Source organism: Pseudomonas mendocina (assembly GCA_037482215.1).
Lineage (GTDB): Bacteria > Pseudomonadota > Gammaproteobacteria > Pseudomonadales > Pseudomonadaceae > Aquipseudomonas > Aquipseudomonas mendocina_E.
This window is the reverse complement of sequence record CP148074.1, coordinates 638748-650527: the sequence shown is the minus strand read 5'-3', so window position 1 is coordinate 650527 and position 11780 is coordinate 638748. Positions and strand designations below refer to the sequence as shown.

At 56.3% G+C, this 11780-nt stretch carries 11 protein-coding genes; 8 read left to right on the top strand and 3 right to left on the bottom strand.

Annotated features, from left to right (window positions below; all coding sequences use genetic code 11):
• The first annotated feature begins 305 nt into the window (after window positions 1–305).
• Window positions 306–1310, top strand: coding sequence for an alpha/beta hydrolase family protein (locus WG219_02795; GenBank protein ID WXL26433.1), 1005 nt, complete (start codon window positions 306–308; stop codon window positions 1308–1310).
• On the opposite strand, the gene WG219_02790 is transcribed toward WG219_02795, so the two are convergent.
• Genes WG219_02790 through WG219_02780 form a run of 3 tightly spaced genes read right to left on the bottom strand, consistent with a single transcriptional unit; the run spans window position 1311 to window position 3766 of the window.
• Entirely contained in the window at window positions 1311–2072 is a 762-nt protein-coding gene (locus WG219_02790) for a DnaJ domain-containing protein (protein ID WXL26432.1), read from the bottom strand. It lies immediately after the preceding gene.
• Window positions 2073–2744 (bottom strand): nucleotidyltransferase family protein, encoded by a 672-nt coding sequence (locus WG219_02785; protein ID WXL26431.1) that lies wholly within the window; start codon window positions 2742–2744, stop codon window positions 2073–2075. It lies immediately after the preceding gene.
• Window positions 2741–3766 carry a phosphotransferase gene (locus WG219_02780; GenBank protein ID WXL27926.1) on the bottom strand — a complete coding sequence of 342 codons (1026 nt, stop codon included), beginning with the start codon at window positions 3764–3766 and terminating at the stop codon, window positions 2741–2743. The genes WG219_02785 and WG219_02780 overlap by 4 nt, the downstream gene beginning before the upstream one ends.
• 126 nt (window positions 3767–3892) lie before the next feature.
• On the opposite strand from WG219_02780, the gene WG219_02775 reads away from it, so the two are divergent.
• The 7 genes from WG219_02775 to glpE all read left to right on the top strand — a co-directional run bounded on the left by WG219_02775 (window position 3893) and on the right by glpE (window position 11581).
• Window positions 3893–6691: an LPS-assembly protein LptD gene (locus tag WG219_02775; protein WXL26430.1), complete on the top strand. Its 2799-nt coding sequence runs from the start codon at window positions 3893–3895 to the stop codon at window positions 6689–6691.
• Window positions 6672–7964 (top strand): peptidylprolyl isomerase, encoded by a 1293-nt coding sequence (locus WG219_02770; GenBank protein WXL26429.1) that lies wholly within the window; start codon window positions 6672–6674, stop codon window positions 7962–7964. The genes WG219_02775 and WG219_02770 overlap by 20 nt, the downstream gene beginning before the upstream one ends.
• Before the next feature lie 136 nt (window positions 7965–8100).
• Window positions 8101–9102, top strand: coding sequence for a 4-hydroxythreonine-4-phosphate dehydrogenase PdxA (pdxA, locus tag WG219_02765; protein ID WXL26428.1), 1002 nt, complete (start codon window positions 8101–8103; stop codon window positions 9100–9102).
• 119 nt (window positions 9103–9221) lie between these two features.
• Window positions 9222–10025, top strand: coding sequence for a 16S rRNA (adenine(1518)-N(6)/adenine(1519)-N(6))-dimethyltransferase RsmA (gene rsmA / locus WG219_02760; GenBank protein ID WXL26427.1), 804 nt, complete (start codon window positions 9222–9224; stop codon window positions 10023–10025).
• A 28-nt stretch (window positions 10026–10053) separates the two neighbouring features.
• Entirely contained in the window at window positions 10054–10434 is a 381-nt protein-coding gene (gene apaG, locus WG219_02755) for a Co2+/Mg2+ efflux protein ApaG (GenBank protein WXL26426.1), read from the top strand.
• A complete protein-coding gene (locus WG219_02750) occupies window positions 10434–11255 on the top strand; it encodes a symmetrical bis(5'-nucleosyl)-tetraphosphatase (GenBank protein ID WXL26425.1) in 822 nt (273 codons plus the stop codon). Before apaG ends, WG219_02750 begins: the two co-directional genes overlap by 1 nt.
• Entirely contained in the window at window positions 11252–11581 is a 330-nt protein-coding gene (glpE, locus tag WG219_02745) for a thiosulfate sulfurtransferase GlpE (GenBank protein ID WXL26424.1), read from the top strand. The genes WG219_02750 and glpE overlap by 4 nt, the downstream gene beginning before the upstream one ends.
• Window positions 11582–11780: the final 199 nt, after the last annotated feature.

Genomic DNA, 11780 nt, shown 5'->3' with positions numbered 1-11780 from the left:
AACAACAACACTAGAAAAAACCGCAAAGCGCTGGTACTCCTAATACTTCAAGGCGGGTAAACGCTCTTCTGGCTGGAAAAACACCGCCTCGCTGCCCCCACTTTTGATACAGGGCTACGGATACGGCTTAGACAGAATAAAAGCGCTCAGCAGGCGCAGTTTACGAATGGTACGTTCGTATTGCGAATCATGTATCTAACACCATGAGCCGTCACAGCGCTTTTTTGCACACTCAATCGCCGCCTAGCTCATCAAACAATGACTCAGATCAGGCTTATCACGCGGGTCTCGCCAAGGAACCTCACATGTCACGCCTTAAAACCCAGTTGCCGCTCTGCTTAGTCTTGTGCGCCTCCCTGACTCCGCTTGCATGGGCAGAGGAGCCGCCAACTGAAGCGAGCGACACACAAGAACAGTCACAACCCGTTGAGGTTGAACGACCACCTATTGCTGATCGCACCAAGGCTGAGGCTCAAGCGCTTGAACATCAGCTGGATAAAAAAGAACAACAGCAACTGCAGGCAGGTGATGAGACATTTCTCGCCCTCTGGCTACCCGCCAATGTGGGCGAGCCCAGCGGTGCGGTTATTCTCCTGCCTGGCGATGATGAAAGTGCTGACTGGCCGAAAAGCGCCGGGCCATTGCGTAAAAAATTACCCGACGCTGGCTGGCACACACTGAGCGTCACGTTACCCAGCCCGGTCAACCCGATCTCCCTTAAGCGTCCAGCCCCACCCGCTGTGGAAACGGAGCCGAGCACCAGTGAGCCAACCACCGACGAGACACAGCAGGAAGAAACAGCCGATACGGCTCCCTCCACAGCCACAGAGTCGGCCCCAATCGAGCACACACCTGAGCCTGAAGAGCTGCGTAAAACCCGAGCAGAGCACATTTTGCAGCGCGTCGACGCTGCCATTGCCTATGCCGAACAGCAACAGGCCAAAACCATTGTTTTGCTGGGTCACGGAACGGGGGCTTATTGGGCAGCCCGGTATCTTTCTGAGCGCAAACCAGCCTCTGTGAAAAACTTATTGCTGGTTGCAGCCAAATTGCCTGAGGGCTATAGCCCAGCGCTGGAGGAATTAATTCCGCAGCTGAAACTGGCCACTGGCGATTTTTACTATAAGGATCAGGATGCCGACCGGCAGTCTGCCCTCAAACGCTCGCAAGCCAGTAAGCGGCAGAAACATCCGGCCTATATTCAAATCGCCATGAAAGCGCTGCCGGGTAACCCGGATGTGGAGCAGGAACAACTCAATCGCCGCATCCGTGGCTGGCTGAGCACGATCGTTCAGGCAAACGCCGAGTAATCAGCGAAACCCGTGACGCTGCCGGATCAGGTCGTAGGCTTGATGCAGTTCACGGGTTTTTTCTGTGGCCTCACGAATACGCCCTTCAGACGCACCACTGCCCGCCAGTTTGTCCGGATGATGCTGGCTGAGCAGACGCCGGTAGGCTCGCTTGATTTGCGCCGGTTCGTCATCCGCGCTGACCTTGAGCAAGGCCAGTGCCCGCTGATACCCAGTGCTTGGCGCCGCCGCGACGGTTTCGCGCTTGGGCCCAGCGTCATCCTTGTATTGGTTTTGCTTGGCAGCAGAAACCTCCAACCAGCGCGCCCACAGTTGCAGCAGCTCACGCTCCTCCCGCCCAACCGCGCCATCCACCCACGCCATGCGCCAGCAGGCCTGCAGAAGCACCTCACCACGACCTTGCTGACGAATCAGAGCTGGACGCAAGTTATCCACCGCTGTTTTGCCCCGATTAAACGCCGCGATGGCTTTGCTCTGCCCCTGCGCATCTAGCCCTAAACGCTGCATCTCTGCACGCGCCTGGCGGATATGCGCGGGCAAGACGCGACCACCGCTTTTTGCCAAACGTCCCAGTAACACGAACATCAGCCATTCATCATCAAGGGGAGGCTGTTTAAAAAAACGCTCGCGAATAGCCGCCCACGAGTCGAGCTTCAGGCGGCGATCAACCACTTGCCCTAGCAGTCCGCCCAACAAAGCCCCTGGTATGCTGGCCACTGCCAGCCCAGCAAGAGCTCCTGCAATTGTTACTGGCCAGAGCATTCAGGCATTTACCTCTAACAGCTTCTCGACTTCCGCCAAGCGCTCATGGGTCCCCACATCGACCCAGCAACCCCTAAAATGCTCGCCACTGAGCTTGCCAGCCGACATCGCCTCACGTAGCAACTGCACCAACTTGAAGCTGCCTGGCTGGCAGTTGGCGAACAGTGCAGGCGAAAGCACTGCCATACCGCTATAGGTCAGGGTCGGTTTCCCCTCCTGACGCTCACTGAGCTGCCCACCCTCCAGGCAAAAATCCCCGTTAGGGTGGTGCGGCGGGTTATCGATCATCACCAGATGGGCCAGCCCCGTCAGCGGTTGTTTAAGCTGGGCAAACGGGTAGTCAGTGAAAATATCGCCATTGATCAGCACAAAAGGCTCATCACCCAGCAACGGCAGGGCTTTGAATATTCCGCCGCCAGTTTCCAGGGGCTCCCCCTCACGGGAGTAGGCAATGCTGACCCCGAACTGCGAACCATCACCTAGGTAATCCTCAATTTGCTGCCCCAGCCAAGCATGATTGATGACCAACTCACGGATACCCGCGTCGGCAAGTGCCCGGATGTGGTACTCAATCAGCGGCACGCCCCCAGCCCTAACCAACGGTTTGGGCGTGTGCAAAGTCAGCGGACGCATCCGCTCGCCCTTGCCAGCGGCCAGAATCATCGCCTTCATGCAGGCACCTGCGATTCAACTTTCAGAGAGTCGAGTAACGTCTCTAACTCTGCCAATTCAGGGCGACGAGCCAGTACAGCCTCTATATAAGAGAAGAAACGAGGTACATCGGCGACATACTTGGGCTTACCGTCGCGATGACAGATACGCGAAAAAATACCAATTACCTTCAGGTGGCGCTGAACCCCCATAAGGTCACTGGCGCGGTAAAAGTCTTCAAAATCGGCGTGTACCGCAATTCCGCGCTCCCGGGCCAAGCTCCAGTAGCGTTCCAACCAGCCCCGCACCCGCGCTTCAGGCCAACTGAGGAATGCATCTTTAAATAGACAGGTTATGTCGTACGTGACTGGACCGTAGACCGCATCCTGAAAATCCAGCACACCGGGATTGGGCTCACTGATCATGAGGTTGCGCGGCATATAGTCACGGTGCACAAGGACTTTAGGCTGCGCCAGTGCACTGTCGATCAACAGCTGACTGACCCGCTGCCAAATGGCTGACTGTTCAGCTGTCAGCTCACGCTCCAAATGACGCTGCACATACCACTCTGGGAACAACTGCAATTCGCGGCGCAGCAAAGCATCATCATAAATAGGCAGCGCTGACGTCATCGGTAACTGCTGCAACGCCAGCAGTGCCTGAATTGCATCTTCAAACAGCTCATCTGCGTTTTCGCTGTTGATCACATCCAGATAAGTTTGCCGGCCTAAGTCATTCAGCAGCAGAAAACCACGCTCCAGATCTTGAGCCAGAATCTGCGGCACATTAAGGCCAGCCCCCGCCAAAAGCTCTGCCACATTGACAAAGGGACGGCAGTTTTCCTGCGGAGGCGGTGCATCCATCACGATCAAGCTGGACTGTTCGTGCTGCCAGCGAAAGTAACGACGAAAACTTGCGTCGCTACTGGCGGATGTCAGCGAAGCCCCGGCCAGAGCTTGTGGGCACTGGTCTGGGAACAATTGCGGCAGGCGTTCCTGCAGCCAGTTTTCAATCAGTTTCAAGCGTACATCTGCATCAGGCATTACATGGTCTCCGACGGCGCTAGCCGTTGCGCGGGTCATGCTTTATTATCCAGCATCTTTTGAAGCCCATCGAGAGGCGTGCGGCCTTATCGGCCATAGACGCGCAGGAAGCCCGGAAAAAACAAGATGGCAGTAAAATACCCCGCGTTCCGCAGAAAATTCCCTCTACTGGTCACCGGAGGCATGCTTGCACTCCAACCAGTAGCCATCCCTTTTGCCGTCGCTGCCGAGCAGTTTGATTGCCAGGTTTCCGCCACTGGCGGCTGGGCATGCGCGCCCAAAACCAGCAACGCTGCCCTGCCTGCGCGCCCTGTACAGCGTGACACAGTCGCCAGCAGTTCGGGAGAGAGCGAAGCCAGCTCAGGCAAAAAAGTCGCTCAGACAACTCTGGTAACAGAAAGCCGTGGCAGGGCGTTGGCCTCTCGTAGCGCCGACTACAGCCACCTGGACTGGGTGCCACGTGAACAGTTAACCCCAGCTCAACTTGCTGAGGCTGGCCCTTACTGCTCCGGTGCTTATATCGAGCCGACTCGCCCAGGTATGGACGACAACACGCCGATGAGCCAAGCGCCGATGTACATCTCGGCCAAAGCTTCGCGTTACGAGCAGGAACAGCAGATTGCGACCCTGGCAGGCGACGTTGTAGTTCGCCAGTCAAGCATGCAAGTTGAAGCTGACGAAGCCAACCTGCACCAGGCCGAAAACCTGGGTGAGCTGGTCGGTAACGTTCGCCTGCGCGACAAAGGCGCCCTTGTTGTGGGTGACCGCGCCGAACTGCAACTGGATAACGGTGAAGCCCGCGTCGATAATGCCGAATACGTTCTGCACAAGAGCCATATCCGGGGCAACGCCCTGTATGCCAAACGTGAAGAAAGCGCCATTATTCGCCTCAAAGACGGCACTTATACCAGCTGTGAACCGGGCAGCAACGCTTGGCACCTGAAGGGTAATAACATCACCCTGAACCCAGCCACCGGCTTCGGCACAGCCACGAACGTTACGCTTCGGGTAAAAAATATTCCGGTGTTTTACACCCCGTATATTTACTTCCCGATCGATGACCGTCGTCAGTCCGGCTTCCTGCCGCCGACCATTGCTTCGTCCAGCGACAATGGCCTAACCCTGAAGACGCCGTATTACTTCAACCTGGCGCCTAACTACGACGCCACGTTGTACCCAACCTACATGAGCGACCGCGGCCTGCTGATGGAAGGCGAGTTCCGTTATCTGACCAAGAGCAGTGAAGGTCAGATCGGCGCTGCTTACCTGGATGACAGCAACGACGACCGCAAGCTGCAAACGGGCTACAAAGACCAGCGCTGGATGTACAGCTGGCAGAACACCACCGGTCTCGACTCCCGCCTGCTGGCAGAGGTCGACTACACTGATATCAGTGATGCGTATTACTTCCAAGATCTTGAGTCAGACCTTGGCGTCAGCACCAGAAGCTATGTCGATCAGCGCGGCACCCTTACGTACCGTGGCGACAGCTACACAGCCAAGCTGAACCTGCACGCTTATGAACTGGCCAATATCACTGACGTCACGCCATATGATCGCCTGCCGCAAGTGACTCTGGATGGCACGCTGCCGTTCAATCCCGCCGGACTGAAGTTCGATTACAGTACTGAATATGTGCGGTTTGATCGCGACCTAAGGACAGGCGACTACATCAATGAAGATGGTGTCAACGAAGGCCCATGGTTTGATGAAAGGATCAAAGGCCTGGCCCGTGCTAATGGTGATCGTATCCACGTTGAGCCAAGCATCAGCTTGCCGCTCACCAAGACGTGGGGTTTCATTACTCCGAAGATCAAATACCTGCAAACCAACTACGACCTGGATTTGGATCAGCAGGGCAAGAGAGATATTCTCACTGCAAACCCGAATGACCCCAATACAGCCTACTTAGCCAAGCAAAGTCTTGGGGGCAGCCAAAACCGCGGCGTGGGCATGCTCAGTGTGGACAGCGGTCTGTACTTTGACCGTGACACACAGTATTTCGGCAAAAACTATCGCCAGACTCTGGAACCTCGCCTGTTCTACCTGTACGTACCAAACGAAGACCAGACCGATATTCCAGTATTCGACACCACGGAGAGCAGCTTCAACTATGCCTCGCTGTGGCGTGAAAACCGCTTTACCGGCAAAGACCGTATCGGCGATGAGAACCGCCTGTCGCTGGGTGTCACCAGCCGCTGGATCGAGGAAAACGGCTTTGAGCGCCAACGCGTCAGCGTAGGCCAAGCACTGTATTTTGCTGACCGCAAAGTGCAGATGCCGGGCATCGACTACCGTGACCGCACTGAAGCACAGTCTGACGTTTCCCCGTATGCGTTGGAGTACCTCTATCGTTTCAACCGCGACTGGCGCTTCAGCTCGGACTTCAACTGGGACCCGGATAGCCACCGTACTCGCTCCGGCAGTGCTATGTTCCACTACCAGCCTGAAGATAACGTCAATAAGGTGGTCAACCTTGGGTACCGCTACCGTAACGACACTATGCGTTACGACGAAGCCTCGGGCCAATGGCAGTATGGTGGCGACTATGGCACAGAAGGCAATCCGAACTTCATCAAGGACTACTACAAGATCAACCAGCATGACTTCTCCGTCATCTGGCCGCTGGTTCCGCAGTGGAGTGTGATTTCCCGCTGGCAATACGATTACAGCCGTGACCGTACGCTGGAAGCCTTTGGCGGCTTCGAATACGACAGCTGCTGCTGGAAGCTGCGCCTGATCAGCCGTTACTGGATCGACTACGACGAAGTCAGCCTCGACCCAGCACGGAACGACAAAGGTGATCGCGGCATCTTCCTGCAGATCGTTCTTAAAGGACTCGGTGGTGTGGTCGGCAATAAAGTCGAGTCATTCCTCGACCAAGGCATTCAAGGTTATCGCGCACGTGAAGACAAAGCTTTCTAATTTCGTACGCCCACTGTTGGTGGGCGCCCTGCTTGCAGCAACCGCCGCACAGGCTGAAGTTCGCCCGCTGGACCGGGTCGTGGCCATCGTCGACAACGACGTGATCATGCAGAGCCAGCTCGACACCCGCCTTCGTGAGGTTCAACAGACGATCGCCAAGCGCGGTGCAGAGCTGCCACCTGAGCATGTACTCACCCAGCAGGTGCTTGAGCGCCTGATCATCGAGAACATTCAGCTGCAAATCGGTGAGCGCTCCGGTATCCGTATCGGTGATGAAGAACTGAACCAAGCCATTGGCACCATTGCCCAGCGCAATGGCATGTCGGTGGAGCAGTTCCGCTCCGCGCTGGCAGCAGACGGCTTGTCGTTTGCTGACGCCCGTGACCAAGTTGCCCGCGAGATGATCATCAGCCGCGTACGCCAACGTCGCGTTGCAGAACGCGTGCAGGTGTCAGATCAGGAAGTGCAAAACTTCCTTGCCTCCGACATGGGCAAAATGCAGCTCTCTGAAGAGTTCCGCCTAGCCAACATCCTGATTCCAGTCAGTGATGGTGCATCGCCTCAGGAAATTCAGGCAGCTGAGAGCCAAACCCGCGACCTGTACCAACAGTTGAAACAAGGTGCCGACTTTGCCCAACTGGCGATTGCCCGTTCGGCCAGTGAAACCGCACTGGAAGGCGGCGATATGGGCTGGCGTAAAGCCGGTCAGCTGCCTGCGCCGTTCGACGCCATGATCAGCGCACTTCCGGTTGGTGAGATTACAGAACCGGTTCGTACGCCAGGCGGTTTCATCATTTTGAAAGTGCTAGAAAAGCGCGGTGGCGGCAATCAAGTCCGTGATGAAGTCAGTGTGCGTCATATCCTGATCAAGCCCAGCGAGATTCGTAGCGAAGCCGAAGCCAAGCGTCTGGCTGAACGCCTTTATGAGCGAATCAAGTCCGGTGAAGACTTCGGTGAACTGGCCAAGAGCTACTCCGAAGATCCTGGCTCAGCCCTCAATGGCGGTACGCTGGAGTGGATTGATCCGAATGCACTCGTGCCTGAGTTCCGTGAGGTCATGAACAGCACACCTGCGGGTGAACTGTCCAAACCGTTCAAGAGCCCGTATGGCTGGCACGTACTCGAAGTGTTGGGGCGCCGCGCCACTGACAACAGCACGCAGTTCCGTGAGCAACAGGCGATTTCTGTGCTACGTAACCGCAAGTACGACGAAGAGCTGCAAACTTGGCTCCGCCAGATCCGCGACGAAGCCTACGTCGAGATCAAAATCTGATCATACTGACGCTCCGGCGCCAGCTATAGGCTCAGATATGAAAGCCCGGCTCTTGCATATGCACAGCCGGGCTTTTTTTCGCCACAGCACTACCGTCTACTGTTAATCACTCAGCTGCACTCAACGAGATATCGCAATGACCGCCCCACATCGCTTTGCCCTGACCCCAGGCGAACCTGCTGGCATTGGCCCCGATCTGTGTCTGATGCTTGCCCGGGAAGCTCAACCCCATATTCTGATCGCCATTGCCAGCCGATCACTGCTGGAAGCACGCGCCAAAGAACTGGGCTTGAACATCCAAGTGATTGCGGTTACCCCAGATAACTGGCCCGAGCTACCAGCCGATGCTGGCAGCCTGTATGCCTGGGACACACCGCTGGCATGCCCCGTCAAAGCTGGTCAGCTGGATTCCCGCAATGGCCACTATGTACTGCAAACCCTCACCCGCGCTGCTGAAGGCTGTGTGAAGGGGGATTTCGCGGGGATGATTACCGCCCCTGTACACAAAGGCGTGATCAACGAAGCTGGTATCCCCTTCTCGGGACATACGGAGTTCCTCGCTGACCTGACCCACACCGAGCAAGTCGTGATGATGCTGGCCACCCACGGCCTACGCGTAGCGTTAGTCACAACGCACCTTCCTCTGAAGGACATCGCAGCGGCAATTACAGAAGAGCGCTTGAGCCGGGTAACCCGCATTCTTGATCATGATCTGCGGACTAAGTTTGGCATCGCTCAGCCACGCATTCTGGTCTGCGGCCTGAACCCCCATGCGGGTGAAGGCGGTCATTTGGGCCGGGAAGAAATTGAGGTGATTGAACCCGCGCTGGAACGCCTCCGCGCTGAAGGCATCAACCTGATCGGGCCTCTTCCAGCCGATACGTTGTTTACCCCCAAACATCTGGATCATTGTGATGCAGTCTTGGCCATGTATCACGATCAAGGCCTCCCAGTACTGAAATACAAAGGTTTCGGCGCAGCGGTAAACGTCACCTTAGGCCTCCCCATCATCCGCACCTCAGTGGACCACGGAACAGCACTGGACCTGGCGGGCACGGGAAAAATCGACACTGGCAGCCTGAATGTTGCCCTGCAAACGGCTTACCAGATGGCCGATAGTCAGACAAACACCTGCTGAGCATTCGACTGAGGGCCGCCCACTCCTCAGTCAAAGTACGTAATGCTGTTAAACTGTACGACTTCTCAGTGTCGTTATCTTGCGTCAGCCCCTGAGTCTGGCGCGCCTGGAGCTGTTGCATGTCCGAGTACCAACACCGCGCGCGAAAGCGTTTCGGCCAGAACTTCCTGCATGATGCGGGCGTTATCCACCGCATTCTGCGCGCTATCCATGCCCGTGAAGGCGATCACATGCTGGAAATTGGGCCTGGGCAAGGCGCCCTGACAGAGGGCCTGCTGAGCAGCGGTGCGCAATTGGACGTTATCGAGCTGGACCGTGATCTGGTGCCGATCCTGCTGGCTCAATTTGCCAACAATCCACGTTTTCGCCTGAATCAGGGCGATGCCCTGAAGTTCGACTTTAATCAGCTGAATGCGGGTGAGCGTTCGCTGCGCGTGGTCGGCAACTTGCCCTATAACATCTCCACTCCCCTGATTTTCCATCTGCTCGACAACGCGCACCTCATACGCGACATGCATTTCATGTTGCAAAAGGAAGTGGTCGAACGCCTAGCCGCAGAGCCCGGTGGTGGTGATTGGGGGCGTCTGTCGATCATGGTTCAGTACCATTGCCGTGTCGAACACCTGTTCAACGTCGGCCCCGGCGCTTTTAACCCACCGCCTAAAGTGGACTCAGCCATCGTTCGCCTGGTGCCCCACGAAGTGCTGCCGCATCCAGCCAAAGACCCTCGCCTGCTTGAGCGCGTTGTGCGTGAAGCCTTCAACATGCGCCGCAAAACCCTGCGCAATACGCTGAAGGGCTTACTGTCAGCCGAGCACATCGAATCAGCCGGTGTAGACGGCGGCCTACGCCCGGAACAACTTAACTTGGCAGACTTTGTGCGACTTGCAGACAAACTAGCCGACTTAAACCAAACCACCTGAGCAGCCCAGCCCAGTGAGCTTCCACCCTATGAGTGATTCGCCTTACAACATTGATGTCAGTGTCGTCAGCCGCTATCTGCCAGAGCAGTCTGAACCGGAACAAAGCCGCTTTGCCTTCTCTTACACGGTGACGATTACCAATAATGGAGAACTCGCCGCCCAATTACTTTCACGCCACTGGGTCATTACCAATGGGGATGGGCAGGTACAAGAGGTGCGCGGATCAGGCGTAATCGGCCAGCAACCACTAATTGCGCCGGGTGAGAGTTACACCTACAGCAGCGGCACCTTGATGACCACAAAAGTGGGCATCATGCAGGGCACCTATCAGATGAAGGCTGAAGACGATCACACCTTCAACGCAATCATTGCCCCCTTTCGCTTAGCAGTTCCGGGGGCCCTGCACTAATGGCTACCTATGCAGTAGGGGATATTCAGGGCTGCATCAAGCCTCTGCAGTGCTTACTTGAGCGGGTCGATTTTGACCCAGCTAAGGACAAGTTGTGGTTGGTAGGAGACTTAGTCAATCGCGGCCCAGACTCCCTAGGCACCCTGCGCTACCTCTACAACATCCGCGAGTCGCTGGTTTGTGTACTGGGCAACCACGATCTGCACCTACTGGCAGTGGCGAACAACATCGAGCGCCTGAAGAAAGGTGACACCCTCAAGGAAATCATTGAGGCCCCCGATGCTGCTGACTTACTTGACTGGCTACGCCATCAAAAGCTCCTGCACTACGACGAAGATCGCAACACTGCCTTGGTACACGCAGGCATTCCGCCGCAATGGAGCATAGACAAAGCTTTGCGCCGCGCTGCTGAGGTCGAAGAAGCTCTGCGCGACGACGCTCGGTTTCCGCTGTTTCTCGACGGCATGTACGGCAACGAACCGGCCAAATGGAACGGTGAGCTGCAAGGCGTCAGCCGCCTACGGGTGATCACTAACTACTTCACCCGTATGCGCTTCTGCAAAGCCGATGGCACGCTTGATCTGAAAACCAAAGAAGGTGCCGATAGCGCCCCAGCAGGCTACGCGCCTTGGTTCAGCCATAAACTGCGCAAAACCCGCGAACAACGGATTATTTTTGGCCACTGGGCAGCGCTCGAAGGCCAAGCCAACGAACCCGGCATCGTAGCGCTGGATACGGGCTGCGTATGGGGCGCCAGCATGACCCTGATGAACATAGACAGCGGCATCAAATACAACTGCGACTGTATGGAGCAAGCATGAGCGAGTTCAAACGCATCCCCCCGCAACAAGCCCAAGCCCTGCGCCTGGATGGCGCTGTCGTGGTCGATATCCGCGATCCGCAGAGCTATGCCATGAGCCACATCACTGGTTCAAAGCATCTGGACAACCATTCACTGCATGATTTCATCACCCATGCCGATCTGGATGCCCCGCTGATTGTCGCCTGCTACCACGGTAACTCCAGCCAAAGTGCAGCCGCTTACCTGATCAGTCAGGGCTTTACCGATGTGTACAGCCTCGACGGTGGGTTCGAGTTGTGGCGTACCACTTATCCGAACGACACAGAAAGCGGCGTCTCCGAATAATTTTTTCGGCGCTGCAAACCGCACAGCACAAGGGTTTCAGCGCTGTCAGCCGCGAAGTTTGTCGTTCTTGTTACACCCTCCGCCTTGACCTCTCCGATTCCGAACTATCCTTAAATCAGGCCATCCAAAACAGGTAAGAGCCGGCCATTAGGCATCGGGGATTGGGGCCGCTGGCTCAATGCAATATCGAGCTGGCAAT